We start from the raw sequence: 20,737 nt of genomic DNA, 5'->3' as shown, positions 1-20,737 counted from the left end.
TAAAGAACAAATTTTAAAATTAGTAAAAATGAAAAAATATTTATGGTTAGTGACTTTTTTTGTTTTGCAAGTTAGTTTTGCACAAAACAAAGTAACTACCTATTATTTTATTAGACATGCAGAGAAAGTAGATGATTCTAAAAATCCTAATTTATCTGAAATGGGTACTGAAAGAGCCAAAATATGGAACGAATTATTTTCTAACATAAATTTAGATGCCATTTATGCAACTGATTATAATAGAACCCTACAAACGGTAACACCAACAGCACTAAGTCAAAAACTCAGTATTACAAAATACAATCCTAAAATGATTGATATTGAATCTTTTAAAAAAGAAAATTTAGGCAAAAAAGTTTTGATTGTTGGTCATAGTAATACCATACCAAATTTTGTTAATCAAATGATTGAACAAAATATTTATACTGATATTCCGGACAACACTTTTGGAAATCTTTATATTGTAACAATAGTTGGAGAGGCCATAAATTATCAACTCTTAAAATTACGCTAAAAGAATGCTTCTAAAATCTAATTATTATTGATTATTAAGGATCTTTTCTTTTTTATTATACCTTTGCAACACTATGCTAAAAACTATAAACATATTCAATAAAAGAGCTAAATTCGACTATGAAATAATCGAAACATTTACTGCTGGAATCGTCTTGGCTGGAACCGAAATAAAATCGATACGATTGGGCAAGGCAAATATCACAGAGAGTTTTTGTGAATTTAGTAATAATGAACTTTTTGCTATTAATACTTATATTGAAGAATATACTTTTGGTAATCAATTCAACCATAAAGCCAGAAGTGAACGCAAATTACTTTTGAAAAAAAAGGAACTCAAAGGTTTACTGAAAAGTGTCCAAGCAAAAGGGTTGACAATTGTTCCTTTGAAATTATTTACCAATGAAAAAGGATTAGCTAAACTACAAATTGGTCTTTGTAAAGGAAAGAAAACGTATGACAAGCGAGAATCCTTGAAAGAACAAGACACAAAAAGAGATCTTGATAGAATAAAAAAAGCGTTTTAAAATTAATTTTAAAACATAAAATCGATTCTTTGTAGCTAAAAAATTGACTGAATTTGTCAAGACAAACACAATCAATACTTAATAATGAAAACACTACTTAAAAACGCAAGAGAAATAAAAGATCTCAAAACTAGAGAAGTAGCACAACTATTAGGGATTGATCAAGCATTAATCAGCAAGTTTGAAAGCGGAACTCGTAAACCCACCAGAGATCAAGTTATTAAACTAGCTTCTTTATTAGAAATTGATTTAGAAACCATAATGATTGTATGGCTCAAAGAAAAAATTCTTCACGAAATTGGTCAAGATGAATTTGCATTAAAAGCTTTGATAGTCGCAGAGCAAGAAATTAGATCTCAAAATAAATCAACAACCATTATATTATCTGCAGCACTACAGAAAATTTTAACTGAGATAGATATATTAAAAGCAAAATTAGACACATTCCGTCAGTATGAAAGTTCTAGCATTACTACAGCGTTAGAGTTAGAATATACTTATGAGAGTAATCGCCTGGAAGGAAATACCATGACGCTTCGCGAAACGGATTTAGTGATTAATGAAGGCATAACAATTGCCGGAAAAAGCATGCGAGAACATCTAGAAGCAATTAATCATCAGGAAGCTATAACTTTTATAAAAGATTTGGCTCAAAAAAAAATATCGTTTAATGAAGCGGAGTTTTTATCCATTCATAATTTAATTTTGAGAGGAATTCTTCCTCAAGAGGCTGGACGGTATCGAAAAGTGCAGGTAATGATAAAAGGAAGTACCTACATTCCGCCTCAACCAAATGCTATTCCCAATGAAATGGAAGCGTTTTTTATTTGGTATGAAGCCAATAAAAATAAGATACATCCAATTGTTTTGGCTGCAGAACTACACGAGCGTTTAGCAAAAACTCACCCATTTATTGATGGAAACGGAATAACCGCTCGATTAGTTATGAATTTAATCTTATTGCAAAATGGTTATGTAATTACAAATATAAAAGGAGATTACGAAAGTAGAATACAATACAATCAAACACTGGAAACCATTCAAAATAAAAATAATAAAGAAGATTTTATGCTATTTGTTGCTCAAACTCAAAAAGAAAACTTAGCACGTTACATCGGGATTATTAGTCAATAAAAAAATGCCCAACTACTTAAAAAAAGGAATTGGGCATTTTTATTAATTTCTATCTTCTAATAAAGGAACAAATCGGAACTCTCCAAACTCATGTTTTTCAAATTGAGTTTCGTTTACTCGAATTAATAATGTCATAATTTGCACCTCTTCACCAAGTGGAATAACGAGCCTACCTCCTATTTTAAGTTGTGCCATCAAAGGTTGTGGTATAAAAGGAGCTCCAGCAGTTACAATAATACTATCAAAAGGAGCGTAACCCGGTAATCCTTTATAACCATCTCCAAATGAAATATGTTTGGGTCTAATATTTAGTTTTGGAAACAAAATAGATGTTTTCTTAAACAGCTCATTCTGTCTCTCAATACTATACACTTTTGCACCCATATTACATAAAACCGCTGTTTGATAACCTGAACCCGTGCCTATTTCTAGGACTTTATCTTCTTTTTGCACCTCTAACAATTGGGATTGAAAAGCTACGGTATAGGGATGAGAAATAGTTTGACCTGCGCCAATGGGAAATGCTTTATCCTGATAGGCATGATCCGAAAAACTTGAATCTAAGAATAAGTGTCTTGGTATTTTTTTTATCGCATCCAAAACACTTTTATCAGTAATACCTTTTTGCTCTAAAACGCTTACTAATTGATTCCGAAGTCCTTGATGTTTGGCTGTATCTTTCAAAATTAAATATTATTTTTTTGGTAAAAATAGAAGTAATAAAACCAATAAGCAAGTAGCAAATTACAGATGAATTTATTATGATTTCAATACAATTTGGTATTTTAAAAAATTGAATTTTAATTTTTATTCCTATTTTTGTAGAAAGAACATCATTATGCTAAAAATTGGAGTATTAGGTGCAGGTCACCTAGGAAAAATACATTTGCGTTTATTACAACAATCTGAAAAATATGAATTAGTGGGTTTTTACGACCCTAATCAAGAAAATGCAGAAAAAATTTCTAAAGAATTTGGTTATAAAAATTTCAGTACTATTGCCACTCTAATACATGCTGTTGATGTTATTGACATTGTAACCCCTACTCTCTCTCACTATAAATGTGCTAAAGTTGCAATTAAATCGGGTAAACATGTTTTTATAGAGAAACCTATTTCTAATACTGTTGAAGAAGCCGAGGAAATAATTGCTTTGTCAAAAGAATATAATGTAAAGGGTCAAGTCGGTCATGTGGAGCGTTTTAATCCTGCATTTTCTGCAACGAAAAACATGATTGATAACCCAATGTTTATAGAATCCCATCGTTTAGCAGAATTTAATCCTCGTGGTACCGATGTTCCCGTGGTTTTAGATTTAATGATCCATGACATTGACGCCATTTTGAGTGTGGTTCAGTCTAAAGTAAAAAAAATTAGCGCCAGCGGTGTATCCGTAATTAGTGATACTCCAGATATAGCAAACGCTCGTATTGAATTTGAAAACGGCTGTGTTGCCAACTTAACGGCAAGCAGAATATCGATGAAAAACATGCGAAAATCACGTTTTTTCCAGAAAGATGCTTACATCTCTGTTGATTTTCTAGAAAAGAAATGTGAAGTCGTAAAAATGAAAGATGCACCAGAAGTTCCTGGAGATTTTGATATGATTTTGCAAAATGCCGAAGGAGTAAAAAAACAAATCTACTTCTCTAATCCTGATGTAGAGCAAAACAATGCTATCTTGGATGAATTAGAGTCTTTTGCCGATGCAATTACAAACAATACCAGTCCCATAGTAACTTTAGAACAAGCAACTGAAGCTTTAAGAGTGGCCTATCAAATTATTGACTGTTTTGATAAATAATATTCAAAAAAAAACTAATCATATATTATAATTTAAATAAATAATGAAAACAATAGCAGTTATTGGAGCAGGAACAATGGGAAATGGTATAGCACATACCTTTGCTCAAAGTGGTTTTACAGTTAAATTAATTGATGTATCCGAAAAATCATTGGATAAAGGAATGGCTACTATAGCTGCGAATCTGGACAGAATGGTTTCTAAAGGAACAATAACTGATGAGGACAAAGCAAAAACAATCACCAATATTATCACCTATACTGATATCAAAGATGGTGTTGTTGGAGTAGATTTAGTAGTAGAAGCGGCTACAGAAAATGTAGAACTAAAACTGAATATTTTCAAACAACTCAATGAGGCTTGTGCTCACAATACGATACTAGCTACCAACACTTCTTCTATATCTATTACTCAAATTGGAAGCGTTGTAACGAATCCTGAAAGAGTAATTGGTATGCATTTTATGAATCCAGTTCCTATTATGAAATTGGTAGAAATTATTCGTGGCTACAATACCTCTGACGAAGTAACAAAAACGATTATGGAGTTGTCTGTTCAATTGGGAAAAACACCAGTTGAAGTAAACGATTATCCAGGTTTTGTTGCTAACCGAATACTAATGCCAATGATCAATGAAGCAATCGAAACTTTATACAATAAGGTTGCAGGTGTTTATGAAATTGATACGGTAATGAAGCTGGGAATGGGGCATCCTATGGGACCTTTACAACTAGCCGATTTTATTGGACTTGATGTTTGTTTGGCTATTTTAAATGTGATGTATGATGGTTTCAAAAACCCTAAATATGCTCCTTGTCCACTATTGGTAAATATGGTTAGAGCAGGGAAAATGGGTGTTAAATCTGGTGAAGGTTTTTACGATTATTCTGTAAATAAAAAAGCAGAAAAAATTTCGAAACAATTTATATAATTTTCATTCTTAAAGGTCAAAAGTCTTTGTATTATTGTACAGAGACTTTTGACTTTTAATTTTTAATTTCTAATGCTTTATGGCTAAAATTGTTCCTTTTCAAGCAGTCAGACCTACAAGAGACAAAGTCTGCTTAGTGACTTGTCGTTCCTACGAAGAATATGTAAATGCGGAATTAGCAGCGCAATTAGACTTTAATCCATTGTCCTTTTTGCACATATTAAAACCAGCCTATACCAATCAAGAAACCGTTTCTTTTGAAAAAAGATACCGACAAGTACATCAAAAGTATCAGGAATTTAAAAATGAAATTATTTTAATTAAAGATAAAAAACCTGCTATTTATATTCATAAAATTGTAACCAAAACACACTCCTTTACAGGTATTATCGTAGGAACAAGTGTAGAGGATTATTGCAATAATGTTATAAAAAAACACGAAGATATAATTGCTTTTAGAGTGCGATTATTAAAAGAGTATATGCAACATGCAGAGTTCAATACAGAACCTGTACTAATGACGTATCCTGATAATAAAACCATTGAAAATTGGATCTTTAATTGTTGCCAAAAATTGGCTGACTTTGAATTTTCGACAACCAAAAAAGAAATTCATTATCTATGGAAAATAGAAGACACTCTAGAAATTAATTGGTTGCAAAATATTTTCGAAAAAACGGAAAGTCTTTATATCGCTGATGGTCATCATCGTACCGAAGCCTTGAAAATGCTTTCTCAAGAAAATAAAGACGAACAGAACACTTCAAAAAACCATATTTTAAGTTATTTAATTTCAGAAAATAATGTAAAAATATACGAATTCAATAGATTGATAAAAGATCTTAATGGATTGTCAAAACACGATTTCATTAAGGCTTTAGAAAATAATTTCATTATCGAAAACAAATACCAGCAGCCTTTTCAACCGCTTGAAAAACATCATTTTGGAATGTATCTTGATTCTGAATTTTATAGTTTAATATTAAGAAAAGAGAAGGATGAAATTAATAGTTCTTTAGAATCTTTGGACACTCAAATTTTATACAAAAAAGTATTATTACCACTACTAGGAATAGAGGATTTGCGCAATGATGAAAGAATTGAGTACCTTTCAGGAAAACAATCTGTTTTAGAGGTGAAAAATAAAATTGATCAAGGAGAATTTGAAGTTGGCTTCCTTTTATTCCCTTCAAATATTGAAGAAATTAAAGCTTTGGCCCATGAAAATCAAATAATGCCTCCAAAAAGCACTTTTATAGAGCCTAAATTTAGAAGCGGTTTAGTGATTTATGAATTTTAAATTATATTAAAAAACACTATTAAAAGATTAAAAAATGGCAATAGCAGAAAACCTAGTTTCTATAAAATCTACTTTACCAAAACAAGTAACGCTGGTTGCTGTGTCAAAAACTAAACCTGTATCAGATTTAATGCAAGCTTACGAGGCTGGACAACGAATTTTTGGTGAAAACAAAATTCAAGAAATGGCCGAGAAATATCAAGAAATGCCAAAAGACATAATCTGGCATATGATTGGACATGTTCAAACCAATAAAGTTAAATTTATGGCGCCATTTGTTCATTTAATTCATGGTGTAGATAGTTTAAAATTGTTACAAGAAATTGATAAACAAGCAAAAAAGAACAACAGAATTATTGATTGTTTGTTACAAATTCACATTGCAGAAGAAGAGACTAAGTTTGGACTAAACCAAGAGGAACTAATAGCTCTTGTCTCCTCCTCTTTGTTTGAGGAAATGAAAAACATTCAAATAATAGGTGTAATGGGAATGGCAACTTTTACAGATGATAAAGACCAAGTGAAAAAAGAATTTTCGCATTTAAAAAATATTTTTGAAAATCTACAAAGAATTAATCCTAAAAATTCTCAACTTAATACTATTTCTATGGGAATGTCTGGTGATTATCAAATGGCAATTGATTGCGGAAGCACAATGGTTCGAATAGGAAGTAGTATCTTTGGCGGAAGAAACTGATTGGTGATTTCTGATTAACTATTTTTGATTTCAGATTTTGAAAAACAAATTTTTAATCCCGAAGAATAATCACCGAACACTGATTACTAAAAACTGAATACTGAAATTTGTACGCAATACTAGACATAGAAACCACAGGAGGTCAATTTAACGAAGAAGGAATTACGGAAATCGCCATTTATAAATTTGATGGTCATGAAGTAATTGATCAATTCATTAGTTTAGTAAATCCTGAAATTCCAATACAACCCTTTGTAGTTAAACTCACTGGAATTAATAACGCCATGTTGCGCTCTGCTCCTAAATTTTTTGAAGTAGCCAAACGCATCATCGAAATAACAAACGATTGCGTTATTGTAGCCCACAACGCCTCTTTTGATTACCGAATTTTAAGAACAGAATTTAGACGATTGGGGTATGATTTTCAAGCCAGAACATTATGTACCGTAGAATTATCTAAAAAATTATTACCTGAACAACCTTCACACAGTTTAGGTAAGTTAGTTCGTGCACTGGGAATACCAATGGCAGACAGACATAGAGCCAGTGGAGATGCACTTGCAACTATCAAATTATTCAAAATACTTTTAGAAAAAGACATAGAAAAAGAAATTGTAAAAGATTTCATAAAACTAGAAGTAGAGAAAGGAATAGCTCCAAAATTACTAGATATCGTTTCAAAATTGCCAACAACAACAGGCGTTTATTATATTCATGATGTAAAGAGCAATTTAATCTATATTGGTAAAAGTAGAAATATAAAAAAGCGAATCAACCAGCATTTTACTGGAACTTCTGCTAAATGCAAAAAAATTCAAACACAAGTTTTTACGGTTACTTATGAAGAAACCGGAAGCGAATTGATTGCCTTATTGAAAGAAAGTCAAGAAATAAAAATAAACAAACCTATTTTAAACAGAGCACAGCGAAAAAGTATATTTCAATATGCTTTGTACACTGAAAAGGATGAGAAAGGATATCTAAACTTAAAAATACAAAAAGCAGACGGTCGTAAAAAAGAAATTACCTCTTTTGCCTCTTTGCAAGAAGCAAAAAATGCCTTGTTTAGAATTACATCCCATTATAATTTGTGTCAAAAACTTACTGGTCTCTATGAGACTAAAACAAGTTGTTTTCAATACAGCATAAAAGAATGTGATGGAGCTTGTATTGATAAGGTAAGTCCCGAAGTTTACAATGCCAGAGTAACTGAATTTATGAATAAAAACAGTTTTGAAAATCAAAACATGATTATCCAAGACAAAGGGAGAACTATTAGTGAAAGATCGGCAGTTTTAATAGAAAACGGAATCTATAAAGGATATGCTTTTTACGATTTAAACTATCAAATTAATAATATCGATATACTGAGAAATATTATTATTCCGATGCAAAACAACAGAGACACCAAGAATATTATTCAGGCACATATTCGAAAAAATAAAACAATTAAAACTCTAAAATTCTAAACATATATTAATCAACACCTAATTTATGGAAAGAATAAAGTCAAAATTCGACACCTTCAGGCAAAGAGTAAATATTATCATATACGGAACCAATACAGCTTACGGAAGATTGTTTGATCTCGTATTACTGGGAGTAATAGTCGTAAGTGTCATCATTGTAATGTTAGAAACCGTAAAAGGATTCGATCAAAAATACCATTTCGAACTTATTGCACTAGAATGGGTAATTACTGTTTTCTTTACAATAGAGTATATTCTCCGAATCATATCACTAAAAAAACCTGTAAAATACATCTTTAGTTTTTACGGAATAATCGATTTACTGGCTACTTTGCCTATGTATTTTTCATTATTTTTCGTAGGAACCAGTGTTTTATCTGTTTTGCGTGCCGTACGTCTTTTACGATTATTTAAAATATTAAAACATCCACAATTCTCCAATCAATCTATTAATCTAAAAGAAGCTTTGGTTGCCAGCAAAGGAAAAATACTCATTTTTATGTATTTTATGCTCATAAGTAGCGTAATTATAGGTTCTCTAATGTATGTTGTAGAGGGAAAAGAAGGCGGATTTAGTAGTATTCCTATCAGTATTTATTGGACAATTGTAACATTAACAACCGTAGGTTATGGCGATATATCTCCTATAACACCTTTAGGACAATCAATTGCATCAATTGTTATGATCATGGGTTACGGAATAATTGCAGTTCCCACAGGAATTGTATCGGCAGAATTTGCCAATTATAATGCAAAAAAAGGAATTCCAAAAGCAACAAATCCTTGTCCCAATTGTGGTACTGAGGGACAAGAATATAACGCAAAATTTTGTTATCATTGTGGAGTAGCACTTTAATTTATTAACCAGAAGCCAATCCAGCTTTACACTACAACTCCTCACTATTACAGTAATTTTTCTAAGGCATAAAAGGAGCTCACTCTGATCGCTCTTTTATACCAAGAAAAAAAACTTTACTACTTCCGGGGTTTTCGTTTCTATCTGGGCTAAAAAATATGAAATATCTAATCACTATAGTCGGACCAACAGCCATCGGAAAAACTTCCTGGAGTATTATTTTGGCCAATTACTTTAATTGCGAAATACTCTCTTGCGATAGCCGACAATTTTTCAAAGAAATGAGTATAGGAACAGCTGTACCAAGCATTTCAGAATTAGCAGCAGCCAAACATCACTTTATACAAAATAAATCAGTTTTCGAAAATTATACGGTAGGCGACTATGAAAAAGAAGCCCTTTCAAAATTAGAAGAATTATTTTTAACAAACGATCATGCCATTTTAGTGGGTGGATCCGGACTATATGTAGATGCCATTCTTAAAGGTTTTGATGAATTTCCAGAAATTGATACATCATTAAGAACAGCAGTAAATTCAAGTTATGAAAAATTAGGAATTGGTTATTTGCAGCAAAAACTACAAGAACTAGACCCAACGTATTATGCTGTTTTAAATCTTGAAAATCCACAAACATTACAAAATCCGCAACGCATGATGCGCTTTGTCGAGGTTTGTTTGGGTTCTGGCAAACCCTATTCTTCTTTTTTAAATCAAAAAGAAAAAACTCGAAACTTCACTCCTATTTTAATAGGTCTTGAAGCAGATAGAAAAATAATATATAACCGAATCAACGAGCGTGTAGATACTATGATGAGCGAAGGATTACTAGCCGAAGCTAAAAAATTATATGCTTACAGAGATTTAAATGCACTTCAAACTGTAGGTTATAGAGAATTATTTAGTTATTTTCATCATGCTATTTCATTGGAATTTGCCATCGAAGAAATAAAGAAAAACACGAGAAGGTTTTCTAAAAGGCAATTAACTTGGTTTAAAAGAAATGAAAAAACAAAATGGTTTGATTTTGAAACTCCAATTGAAAAAGTAATTTCATATATCAATTCCATTAAACAATAATTAAATAATTAATTCTTAAAAAAACTATCAATGCCAATAGCTTCAAATTTCACCTCAATATTAAGCAAAGATTGGGATATCAACTTTACACAATGTGCTCCAAACGGATATTTAAAATATACAGATTTATGTAATCTTTTACAATTAACAGCGGCAGCGCATTCTGAAACTGGGGGAATTAGTTTTACAGATATGCAAGAATTTGATCAAGCATGGGTTTTAAGCAGAATGCGAGTTGAAATCAAAAAACTACCTAAATCTGGTGATAAAGTAACAGTTACCACATGGATTAACTCTCTTGAAAATTCACGCTCTGTTCGTGCCTTAGAAATGCACTTGAATGGTGAAAAAATAATTGGCTCTGAGACATTTTGGGCTGTTTTCAATACCCAAAAACGTCGTCCAGAAGCGTTAGCATTGCCCTTTGAACACTTTGACTTATATCCAGAAAAAAAAGCTACAAATCACGGATTTTCTAAAATTAATTTGAATCATGAAAAGGAAGTTCTTTTTGAAAAAAAGGTCTTCCTATCCGATTTAGATATTGTAAACCATGTAAATAATGTAAAATATTTAGAATGGTGTATGGATTTAGTAGATGAAAATTTAATTTTAAGTCAAAAAATAGAAAGTTTTGAAATGAACTTTTTAAAAGAATTATCATTAAAAGATCATGTACTTATTCATGAAAGTATATCTCAGAGCGAAACTATTTTTAGTATCACTAAAGAAGATAAGACAAGCTTTGCGCTCCAACTAAATTGGAAGTAAGATAATAGAAAATACAGTAAATAAAAAAGGCTTCAATAAATTGAAGCCTTTTTTTATTTATTCCTTTACTTTGTTTTTAACAACTAATCTAAATCCTTCTCCGTGAATGTTTAAAATCTCAACATCTTCATCAAGTTTCAAGTATTTTCTCAACTTAGCAATATAAACATCCATACTTCTTGAAGTAAAATAGTTGTCATCTCTCCATATTTTAGTCAAAGCCAACTCTCTTGGCATTAAATCATTTTCATGAAGAATTAGCATCTTTAATAATTCATTCTCTTTAGGAGACAGTTTTATTGGTTCTTCGTTGTTAAACGTCAAGAAACGCAATTTAGAATTCAAATGGAATTTACCAATATTAAATTCAAACTGTACTTGTTCTGTTTTAACATCTGATGATTTTCTCTGAATGATTGCTTTAATTTTCATCAACAATACTTCAGAATCAAATGGTTTGTTTAAATAATCATCCGCACCTGCTTTGTATCCTTTTAAAACATCCTCTTTCATAGATTTTGCAGTCAAGAAAATAATTGGCACTTCATTATTTTTTTCTCTAATTTCCTTAGCAAGTGTATATCCGTCTTTATAAGGCATCATCACATCTAGAATACACAAGTCGAAAGCATCTTTTTTGAATTTTTCAAATCCTTCCATTCCGTTCTTAGCTAAGGTAACGTCAAAATCATTTAACATTAAATAATCTTTTAAAACTGCTCCAAAGTTAAGATCGTCTTCTACAAGAAGTATTTTTTTATTTACATTTTCCATATACTAATTTATTAGTGGTAATTTTATAATGAAGGTACTTCCTTTTCCCTTTTCACTTTCTACATAAACTTGACCATTATGGTCGTCAACTATTCTTTTTACATAGGCTAAACCTAGTCCATGTCCTTTTACATTATGAATATCTCCTGTATGTTCTCTATAAAATTTTTCAAAAATTCTTTTTTGAGCTACTTTACTCATTCCTAAACCTTTGTCTTTAATTTTCACAATGATCATATCTTTGATATTTTCTGTAAAAATTTCTATCTCAGGAATATTCGGAGAATATTTTATTGCATTTTCTAATATGTTTACAATCACATTAGTAAAATGCACATCATTTACTAAAATGGTGTTTCTTAGAGCATTAAAGTGACAAACAATCGTTCCTTGTCGGTCTTCTAATATTAAATTTACATGCTCAATGGCATCATTTATTACATCATGCGCATTATGAGGCTCTTTAGTAATATCAAGCTCTTTCTTTTCTAATTTTGATATGCGTAACACATTTTCAACTTGTGCATGCATTCGCTTATTCTCATCTTTTATCATTTGAAGGTATCGAAGAACCTTTTCTTTATCATCAATAATTTTTGGATTTCTAATAGCATCCAAAGCTAAGTTTATCGTGGCGATAGGAGTTTTAAACTCATGTGTCATATTATTGATAAAATCATTCTTAATTTCAGAAATCTGACGCTGACGCACTAATTGATTTAAAGCACTAGTATAAGCAATCAAAATAATCAATGTAAAAATGATAGAAAGTATAGTAATACTAACCAACTGTGATAGCAAAAATTTCTTTTTATAAGGAAAAGTTACTAAAAGCTGGTATTTACTATTTCCTTCATTATCTGAAAAAATAGGAATAGAATAAGTTGCGTCTTTATCGTATTTAAAATCACTTGATTTTACATTTGTTGCTAAATTATTGCTATAAATACTGAACTCAAATTTAGTGTTCACACCCGATTCTTCTAATTCCTTTTTAATCAATTTACTTAAAGTTTCTTTTGAAACTCTTTCTTGAATGGGCAAAGCTGATGCATAATCTTTATAATATATCTCGAAAGAAGCATTATCTAAAGCATCCAAATTCCCCATTTTTTCAATTCTAACATCAGGAATTAAACTTTGAGAAACGCCAGATTTATCGATAGATTTATTATTATAAACTTCAGTTACACGCTTGGAACTAAAGCTTCTAAATTTTTCGCTATCAAATTTCTTATCAAAGAACGTAGGTGAAATATTAAAATCTTCTGATGTTATACTATTAGAATATACTATCGTTTTATTAGTTTTTGGATTCTTTTGAACGTAATAAAATTCTGTTATTTCATTCTTTTTTGGAATATTACCCGTACTATCTTTATAATGATTTATCTTATCATAAAAATTATAGGCTTCTTGTTTCTGAATTTTATTAGCAACATCACTAATAACTTGCTTTACATGAAACTTAAATTGTTCATCATTGTTATTAAAAGAAGTATTAAACCAATACACCTGTACAAGAATTATCCCAATTAGGGATAAGCTCATTAGCAAAACGAGTAATCTAAAAAAAAGTTTATTCATCGTGACAAAATTAGTATTTTAACAATATATTAAATAATACATTAACCAAACATTAACACCTATCAGTGTTTTTGTGTAATCGCTAAAATTTTAAGAATTTCGTCTGCTTTTTGCTTTGCAACTTCTAATGAACTATTTTCTATAACAAAATTACTTTTTGATATGCGTTGCTCATCAGTCCATTGTGCTTTAATTCTTTTTAAAATAAGTTCTCGACTGGTTTTATCCCTTTTAATAACCCGTTCAACTCTTGTTTCTAATGGTGCTGTCACAGTGATAATTATATCACATTTTTTATAACTTCCACTTTCAAATAATATAGCAGCTTCATAAATAATATAAGAAGCTTTATTATTATCAGTAAGCCAATTCTCAAAATGTCTTTTCACCACAGGATGAACAATTGCATTTAATTGTTCCAATTTCTCTGGCTCATTAAACACAATGGCTGCCAGTTTTTCTCTATTGAGGATTCCGTTTTCAAAAATAGCTTCTCCAAAAGTATTTTCAAGAGCGACAGTAATCTCCTTAGATTGCGTCAATTGTCTAGCTTCATCATCAGCAATATAAATTGGAATACCAAAAGAATGCAAATAATTCGCAATAGTTGTTTTTCCGCTTCCTATTCCGCCTGTTAAGCCTATAATCTTTGTCATAACTATAATTTAAAAAATAATTCAGGAAAAGCTTCTTGTGGTTTTTGTTTTAGAATAATCACTTTAAAATAGGACTTTATAAAACCTAAACCATAACCATAAAATTGCTTCCAAACCGCTATTAAAGATAAAAATCCTATTTTGATACTCTTATTTTGGTAAGAAGAAACTAAAAATAAAATTAAAAAGTAAATAAAATAAAGCTGTAATAAATAATCAAAATTAAAAATTAAGAGTAATGCAATAGATACAAAGAATCCGATGATAAAAAGCGAAGGAAAAAAAAAGGTCAATTTATTGTATTTTGGATACCAACTATTAAGGATCGGTCTCGCTTTTCCAAATTTATTTACTTGCACAGAGAATTTATCCCAGTCAATTCTTCTTTTGTGATAAACGTATGCGTTTGTAAATAGTTTAGTTTCAAAACCTAAGTTCCACAAACGAATGGATAAATCGGGATCTTCACCTGGATGGATATTTCCAAAACCTTTTGACGCATCAAAAGCTTTTTTAGACAATCCCATATTAAAACTTCTAGGTTGAAATTTACCAATTTTCTCAGAACCTCCTCTTATTCCTCCCGTTGTAAGAAAAGAGGTCATGGCAAAATTAATTGCTTTTTGAATATCCGAAAAACTATCTAACGCTTTGTCTGGACCACCAAAACAATCGACATAATTTTGTTCTAAAGCTTTATCAACTTCACTTAAGTACTCTTTTGGAATGATGCAATCAGAGTCAAAAATAATAAAGTAATCACCTCTCGCCTTTCTCATTCCGTAATTTCTTGAATTACCAGGGCCTGAATTATCCTTGTAATAATAGGAAATATCAAGACGATCACCATATTTCTGAGCTATATCCTTGCACAGCAAAGAGGATCCATCTTCTACAAGCACAATTTCAAAAATATCTTCATAGGTAGAATGAGTCAAACTTTCTAAGAGCTCATCAACTTCATCAGGACGATTGTAAACAGGAATAATTAAGGAAAACAACATAAATTAGATTGGGTATTATTTTAATTTTTTGGGGCTTGAAAATTTTAACAAATATAATCTTTATCCATAAAAAAACCACCAACTATAAGTTGATGGTTTTTAAATATTTTTATGCATTTCTATACGTAACCTTGTATAGAAATAAATATAAATTATCCTATACTTTCGATGTTTACCATTTCGTTTGCATCGGCTTTGTAATCTACACCTTGAACATCAAATCCAAATAAGTTATAAAAATCTTTTCTATAACCTTCTAAATCTCCTATTTCAGATAAATTTTCTGTTACTGCCTCAACCCATAATTTAGCTATTTTTTCCTGAACATCAGCACGCATTTCTAAATCATCAACGCGAATTCTACCTTTTTCATCCACAGGAACTGGTTTTCCGGTAAATAATCTTTCTTGATATAAACGCTGAATTTGCTCGATACATCCTTCATGTATTCCTTCCTCCTTCATTATTTTGTATAACAAAGAGATGTATAATGGAATGACAGGAATTGCTGAACTTGCTTGAGTAACTAATGCTTTATTTACAGATACAAATGCTTTTCCTTCAATGTCTGCTAACTTTTCAGTGATGGCAAATGCAGTAGCTTCAAGATGATCTTTTGCGCGTCCTATGGTACCTTTTCTATAAACTGCTTCTGTCAAAGAGGGCCCAATATAAGAATAAGCAACAGTTGTAGCTCCTGGCGCTAATAAATTTTCTGCTTTTAAAGCATCAATCCACATAGACCAATCCTCACCGCCCATAACAGCAACTGTATTCTCAATATCATCACCACTACTTGGCTGAATAGATATTTCAGAAACTTTACCAGAATGAAAATCTACAGTTTTATTAGTAAATACATCACCAATTGGTTTCAAAACAGAACGGTGTAATACTCCAGTTGTAGGATTCATACGAACTGGTGAAGCAAGACTGTAAATAATCAAATCGACTTGACCTAAATCTGCTTTAATTAAATCTAGTGTTTGTCTTTTTATTTCATTAGAAAAAGCATCTCCGTTGATGCTTTTTGCATAAAGACCTGCTTTATGAGCTTCTGTTTCAAAAGCAGCAGAATTATACCAACCTGGTGAAGCTGTTTTCCCTTCAGCAGGCTCTTTTTCAAAAAATACACCAATAGTTGCGGCGTCGCTACCAAAAGCACTTGTAATTCTAGAAGCCAGACCAAAACCAGTCGAGGCACCAATTACTAAAACTTTTTTCGCGCCATTAATAGCTCCTTTTGATTTTATATATTCTATCTGATTTTTAACATTTTGAGCGCATCCCTCTGGGTGAGATGTCGTACAAATAAAGCCTCTCATTCTAGGTTCTATAATCATATTGGGTAATTCTTTAAATTTAATATTTTGTATTTTTTTTATAAGCTTCCGCCAAATGTTCCAAAAGGAAACAAATATAAAGGAAAATATTAGTTAAGCAATGCTTTTGCATGATTTAAGGCTGACTCAGAAACAATAGTACCAGATAACATTTGTGCAATCTCTACTATTCGTTGATCTTGGTTTAATAACTTTAATTCTGATTGTGTATCCTCTCCAACTGTTGCTTTTGAAACTTTAAAGTGCGCCTCTCCTTTGGCAGCGATTTGAGGCAAGTGAGTAATTGCAAAAATTTGCATTTCACGACTCATTTCCTTCATGATTTCTCCCATTCTAATAGCAATTTCTCCAGAAACACCGGTATCAATTTCATCAAATATTAATGTTGGTAGTTTTGAATATTGAGCCAATATTGCTTTTACCGCCAACATAATTCGAGACATTTCTCCTCCTGAAGCTACTTTTTTCAGCAAACCAAAATCAGTTCCTTTATTAGCAGAAAATAAGAACTCTAGTTCGTCTTTACCATTACTAAAGTAATTCTCACTTCCTGTTATATCAATTTTAAAACGTACGTTAGGCATTCCCAAAGTTTCTAAAATAGCAATTAATTTTTGAGATAAAACCGGAATAGATTTTTCTCTATTGTAATGAATTTTTCCTGCTAATTCGTCGAGTTCAACTCTTTTAGATTCAATTGATTTGTTCAACATAGTAATTTCTTCTTCCATGTTTCCTAATTCAAGAACAGCGTTTTCTAAATTAAGCTGAATATCCAGCAATTCCCCAACTGTAGAGACTTGATGTTTCTTTTGAAGGTTAAAAATTACCTGCAATTTTTGACTAATTAAATCCAATTGTTCTGGATCATTTATTAGTTTTTCTGAAAAGCGATTCATCTCTTGAGAAATATCATCAAACTCTATAGTTAAACTTGAAACTCTTTCCAGTATTGCGCTGTAATCAGTTGAAAAACCCCCTATTTTTTGTAATGAAATTTTTATTTCATTCAAATTATTCCGAACCCCAATTTGTTCTTCATTAGCAATTGCTAATGCTTTATCAAGTGATTCTTTAATTATTTCAACATTATTTAATTTTTCAAAATCTGCTTCTAATGTTTCTTGTTCGCCTGCTTTAAATTTTGCTGCAACCAATTCGTCTAACAAAAAAGTATTGTATTCCTGCTCTTTTTTAGATTCACTTTGTCTTTTTAAAATAGAATTTAATTTAGACTGATCGGATTTAAAAGTCTTTAAAAGCAATTGATACTCTATAATTGTCTCTTTGTTATTAGCAATAGCGTCAATTATTTTGAATTGAACATTTTCATCAGAAAGTTCTTGAGTTTGTTGCTGCGAATGAATATCTATCAAAAACATGCTTAATTCCTGAAGCTCTTGAAGATTTACAGGACTGTCATTAATAAAAGCTCTAGATTTACCAGAAGGAAGAATTTCGCGTCTAATTATAGTTTCCTCTTCGTAATCCAAATCATTGGCTTCAAAAAAAGGTTTCAAATTATATTTAGCTATTTCAAAATGGGCTTCAATAATACATTTTTCTTCTTTATTTTTTAAGGAAGTAAGATCAGCTCTTTTTCCTAAAACGAGACCAATTGCACCTAAAATTATTGATTTACCAGCACCCGTTTCACCAGTAATAGTAGAGAAACCTCTAGAAAAATCAATAGTTAATTTTTCTATTAAAGCATAGTTTTTTATCGAAAGTGAACTTATCATTTATAGTTGTTTATTAGAAATGGGGAACAAGGTTTAAACTAAAATTTGAAAAACAAATTAATATTTTATCAGAGACCACTTGCTCATATTCAAAGGAGAAATTTTATTTAGGTTCTCTGTTAAGTCTGAAACCGTAATACTGGGTCCGCCAGAGAATATAGAAACGATTTCATCCGATTTTGCATCAAAAAATACTCGTGTTAAAAAAGCATTAGGTCTTGAAGCATTTAACTTAGAAAGATTAATTATCGAATTTTTAATTTTCTCTTTAGCTGTTTTTAGATCTGTACTCATCAAATCTAAACCAACATGATAATCAAAGGTAGTTTGCCTGATTTGTTTGAATGTTGGTGATAAAAGGTCATTTATCAAAAAATAACGCGTTTGATTTCCGTCTGCCTGACTCCATCCTTTTGATCCACCTTGTAAAGCAACATTTGAAATATTTTGTGCAATTTCAAAATTAGGATCACCTGCTTCTAAAACAAAAGTATCCGCATCCATACCAATAATAATATAGCTATAAAAAGCTAAAACAGAAACTAAATTAGAATCAAAACTGGATGGATTGAATATTAAATTTTCAAATTCAGTATATCTAAAATTAAAGTCTTTATCATTATAATTTAAAATCGGCGAGGAATAAGAGGAATTGTAAATAGGCCTGGAAGATTGCACCTGAATAGTTGCTGAAAATTGATCTAAGCTATTAGAGGAAATAGTAATGTACATCGAGCAATTTATTTTCTCATTTTGCTTAACCGCAACACCAGTCCAATCTGTTTTATTGACAAATTCATTTATTGAAGTTTCTAAGGTTTTAAAAACTTGCTGATTCGTAACACTTAAACGTTGTGCATCAACAGTAACAGTACAGTTCAGTTGTTGTGCTTGGGCAAAACCAAGAATAAAAAGTAGTAAAAAAGTAAATATTTTATTCATTTCTAGTTTTTTATTTTTGTCTAAATCGAAGCTGCGAAAAAGAAGTATTTCTTATTCCCTATCAAGAATATTAAAATGAGCTATTATTTTGTTCAAAATATCATCGGCAACGGCTTCTTTTGATTTCAATTGCATTGGCTCAATATTAAAATCTTTATCAATAAAAGTAACTTTATTTGTTGATTTACCAAAACCAGCACCATCATCTTGTAAAGAATTCAATACAATCAAATCTAAGTTTTTTTTCTTGATTTTTAACTTTGCATTTTCTATTTCATTTTCTGTCTCTAGTGCAAAACCAATTAAATATTGATTTTTCTTTTGATCTCCTAGCGAGGCTAAAATATCTTTTGTCTTTTCCAATTCAATAACAAAACTATCGGCTGCCTTTTTTATTTTTTGTAACGCAACGTTTTTTGGTTTGTAATCCGCCACAGCAGCTGCAGCGATAGTAACATCAACATCGGGATAAAATTTTTGACAAGCTTCATACATCTCTTGAGCGGTAACAACTTCAACCAACTGGATGGATGAATTTACAACCTTACAATGAGTAGGTCCAGATATTAATACTACTTGTGCGCCTAAATTCGCAGCACTATTTGCTATATCAAAACCCATTTTACCAGAAGAGTGATTCCCAATAAAACGAACAGGATCTATTGCTTCATAAGTTGGACCCGCAGTTACCAAAATGGTTTTCCCTTTAAGCGGCAATTTATTATTTAAGTCAAGTTCTATAAAATGAATTATAGTTTCTGGTTCTGCCATTCTTCCTTCTCCAGATAAACCACTTGCCAATTCGCCAGACTCCGCTGGAATTATAATATTTCCAAATTGTGAAAGCCTTGCAAAATTAGAAATAGTAGAAGGATGCTTGTACATATCAAGATCCATTGCTGGCGCAAAATATACGGGACATTTAGCAGATAAATAAGTAGCAAGCAAAAGGTTGTCGCAAGTCCCATTTACCATTTTAGATAACGTATTGGCTGTTGCAGGCGCAACAATCATCAAATCAGCCCAAAGTGCTAATTCAACATGATTATTCCATTTTTCGTTCTCCTCATCTTGATTGTAAAAACTAGAAAAAACAGGATTTTTAGATAACGTAGATAACGTAAGTGGAGTTATAAAATCCTTAGAAGCAGGTGTCATTATCACTTGGACATGTGCACCTGCTTTTATGAAAAGTCGTACTAATGAAGCTGTTTTATAGGCTGCAATTCCACCAGAAATACCTAGTAAAATTTTCTTACCGTTTAAAACTGACATCGTACTATTATTTATTAGAATCTCTGTGATAGATTTTACCATCTAACCATTCTTGAACTGCTAAAGCATGTGGTTTTGGTAATTTTTCGTAAAATTTAGAAACCTCAATTTGTTCTTTATTTTCAAAAACTTCTTCAAGACTGTCATTATATGTAGCAAATTCTTCTAATTTCTCTGTCAATTCTTTTTTGATTTCAGAGTTAATTTGATTTGCTCTTTTAGCCATAATGGTTATTGCTTCATACACATTACCAGTAGGTTCCTCAATAACACTTTTGTTGTAAGTTATTGTATTTACTGGAGCATTCGTCTTTTTTAAATCCATGACTTTAT

Annotated in this window: 21 protein-coding genes; 11 read left to right on the top strand and 10 right to left on the bottom strand. The window is 31.0% G+C overall.

Annotated elements, in window-relative coordinates; all coding sequences use genetic code 11:
- Window positions 1-28: 28 nt before the first annotated feature.
- The 3 genes from J3S90_RS11620 (at window position 29) to J3S90_RS11610 (ending at window position 2,174) form a co-directional block, all read left to right on the top strand.
- Window positions 29-514, top strand: a complete 486-nt coding sequence (locus J3S90_RS11620; protein ID WP_210646323.1) for a histidine phosphatase family protein — start codon at window positions 29-31, stop codon at window positions 512-514.
- 73 nt (window positions 515-587) lie between these two features.
- Window positions 588-1,040: an SsrA-binding protein SmpB gene (gene smpB / locus J3S90_RS11615; RefSeq protein WP_210646322.1), complete on the top strand. Its 453-nt coding sequence runs from the start codon at window positions 588-590 to the stop codon at window positions 1,038-1,040.
- 84 nt (window positions 1,041-1,124) lie between these two features.
- A complete protein-coding gene (locus J3S90_RS11610) occupies window positions 1,125-2,174 on the top strand; it encodes a Fic family protein (RefSeq protein WP_210646321.1) in 1,050 nt (349 codons plus the stop codon).
- A gap of 42 nt (window positions 2,175-2,216) precedes the next feature.
- Here J3S90_RS11610 and J3S90_RS11605 read toward each other — a convergent pair whose 3' ends face one another.
- Window positions 2,217-2,858, bottom strand: coding sequence for a protein-L-isoaspartate(D-aspartate) O-methyltransferase (locus tag J3S90_RS11605; RefSeq protein WP_188050464.1), 642 nt, complete (start codon window positions 2,856-2,858; stop codon window positions 2,217-2,219).
- A 154-nt stretch (window positions 2,859-3,012) separates the two neighbouring features.
- On the opposite strand from J3S90_RS11605, the gene J3S90_RS11600 reads away from it, so the two are divergent.
- The 8 genes from J3S90_RS11600 to J3S90_RS11565 all read left to right on the top strand — a co-directional run bounded on the left by J3S90_RS11600 (window position 3,013) and on the right by J3S90_RS11565 (window position 11,081).
- On the top strand, window positions 3,013-3,978 hold the full coding sequence (locus J3S90_RS11600; protein WP_188050463.1) for a Gfo/Idh/MocA family protein: 966 nt from the start codon (window positions 3,013-3,015) through the stop codon (window positions 3,976-3,978).
- A 43-nt stretch (window positions 3,979-4,021) separates the two neighbouring features.
- A complete protein-coding gene (locus J3S90_RS11595) occupies window positions 4,022-4,909 on the top strand; it encodes a 3-hydroxyacyl-CoA dehydrogenase family protein (protein WP_210646320.1) in 888 nt (295 codons plus the stop codon).
- A 79-nt stretch (window positions 4,910-4,988) separates the two neighbouring features.
- Window positions 4,989-6,209 (top strand): DUF1015 domain-containing protein, encoded by a 1,221-nt coding sequence (locus tag J3S90_RS11590; protein ID WP_210646319.1) that lies wholly within the window; start codon window positions 4,989-4,991, stop codon window positions 6,207-6,209.
- A 34-nt stretch (window positions 6,210-6,243) separates the two neighbouring features.
- Complete coding sequence (locus tag J3S90_RS11585; protein ID WP_210646318.1) at window positions 6,244-6,906, top strand: YggS family pyridoxal phosphate-dependent enzyme; 663 nt, start codon at window positions 6,244-6,246, stop codon at window positions 6,904-6,906.
- Between the two features lie 107 nt (window positions 6,907-7,013).
- Window positions 7,014-8,375 (top strand): exonuclease domain-containing protein, encoded by a 1,362-nt coding sequence (locus tag J3S90_RS11580; protein ID WP_210646317.1) that lies wholly within the window; start codon window positions 7,014-7,016, stop codon window positions 8,373-8,375.
- A gap of 25 nt (window positions 8,376-8,400) precedes the next feature.
- Window positions 8,401-9,231: an ion transporter gene (locus J3S90_RS11575; protein WP_188050458.1), complete on the top strand. Its 831-nt coding sequence runs from the start codon at window positions 8,401-8,403 to the stop codon at window positions 9,229-9,231.
- Between the two features lie 158 nt (window positions 9,232-9,389).
- The gene (gene miaA, locus J3S90_RS11570; protein WP_210646316.1) at window positions 9,390-10,310 is read left to right on the top strand and encodes a tRNA (adenosine(37)-N6)-dimethylallyltransferase MiaA; all 921 of its coding nucleotides are present in this window, start codon (window positions 9,390-9,392) and stop codon (window positions 10,308-10,310) included.
- A gap of 30 nt (window positions 10,311-10,340) precedes the next feature.
- Entirely contained in the window at window positions 10,341-11,081 is a 741-nt protein-coding gene (locus tag J3S90_RS11565) for an acyl-[acyl-carrier-protein] thioesterase (protein ID WP_210646315.1), read from the top strand.
- Window positions 11,082-11,138: 57 nt separating this feature from the next.
- Here J3S90_RS11565 and J3S90_RS11560 read toward each other — a convergent pair whose 3' ends face one another.
- From J3S90_RS11560 to J3S90_RS11520, 9 genes are all read right to left on the bottom strand, one after another.
- A complete protein-coding gene (locus J3S90_RS11560; protein WP_188050455.1) occupies window positions 11,139-11,855 on the bottom strand; it encodes a response regulator transcription factor in 717 nt (238 codons plus the stop codon).
- A 3-nt stretch (window positions 11,856-11,858) separates the two neighbouring features.
- Window positions 11,859-13,442 carry a sensor histidine kinase gene (locus J3S90_RS11555; protein WP_188050454.1) on the bottom strand — a complete coding sequence of 528 codons (1,584 nt, stop codon included), beginning with the start codon at window positions 13,440-13,442 and terminating at the stop codon, window positions 11,859-11,861.
- A 62-nt stretch (window positions 13,443-13,504) separates the two neighbouring features.
- On the bottom strand, window positions 13,505-14,098 hold the full coding sequence (coaE, locus tag J3S90_RS11550) for a dephospho-CoA kinase (RefSeq protein WP_210646314.1): 594 nt from the start codon (window positions 14,096-14,098) through the stop codon (window positions 13,505-13,507).
- Window positions 14,099-14,100: 2 nt separating this feature from the next.
- A complete protein-coding gene (locus tag J3S90_RS11545) occupies window positions 14,101-15,102 on the bottom strand; it encodes a glycosyltransferase (RefSeq protein ID WP_210646313.1) in 1,002 nt (333 codons plus the stop codon).
- Between the two features lie 152 nt (window positions 15,103-15,254).
- Complete coding sequence (gene fabV, locus J3S90_RS11540) at window positions 15,255-16,445, bottom strand: enoyl-ACP reductase FabV (RefSeq protein WP_188050451.1); 1,191 nt, start codon at window positions 16,443-16,445, stop codon at window positions 15,255-15,257.
- Window positions 16,446-16,534: 89 nt separating this feature from the next.
- Window positions 16,535-18,187: a DNA repair protein RecN gene (recN, locus tag J3S90_RS11535; RefSeq protein WP_210646312.1), complete on the bottom strand. Its 1,653-nt coding sequence runs from the start codon at window positions 18,185-18,187 to the stop codon at window positions 16,535-16,537.
- A gap of 57 nt (window positions 18,188-18,244) precedes the next feature.
- Complete coding sequence (gene porD / locus J3S90_RS11530) at window positions 18,245-19,129, bottom strand: type IX secretion system protein PorD (RefSeq protein ID WP_210646311.1); 885 nt, start codon at window positions 19,127-19,129, stop codon at window positions 18,245-18,247.
- Window positions 19,130-19,180: 51 nt separating this feature from the next.
- A complete protein-coding gene (gene coaBC, locus J3S90_RS11525; RefSeq protein ID WP_210646310.1) occupies window positions 19,181-20,404 on the bottom strand; it encodes a bifunctional phosphopantothenoylcysteine decarboxylase/phosphopantothenate--cysteine ligase CoaBC in 1,224 nt (407 codons plus the stop codon).
- 7 nt (window positions 20,405-20,411) lie between these two features.
- Window positions 20,412-20,729 (bottom strand): DNA-directed RNA polymerase subunit omega, encoded by a 318-nt coding sequence (locus J3S90_RS11520; RefSeq protein WP_073017603.1) that lies wholly within the window; start codon window positions 20,727-20,729, stop codon window positions 20,412-20,414.
- Between the last annotated feature and the right edge of the window lie 8 nt (window positions 20,730-20,737).

Source organism: Flavobacterium flabelliforme, assembly GCF_017948675.1.
In the GTDB taxonomy this organism is placed as follows: Bacteria; Bacteroidota; Bacteroidia; order Flavobacteriales; family Flavobacteriaceae; genus Flavobacterium; species Flavobacterium pygoscelis.
Note: the sequence above shows the minus strand (reverse complement) of the source record. Positions and strands in the feature narration are given on the sequence as shown.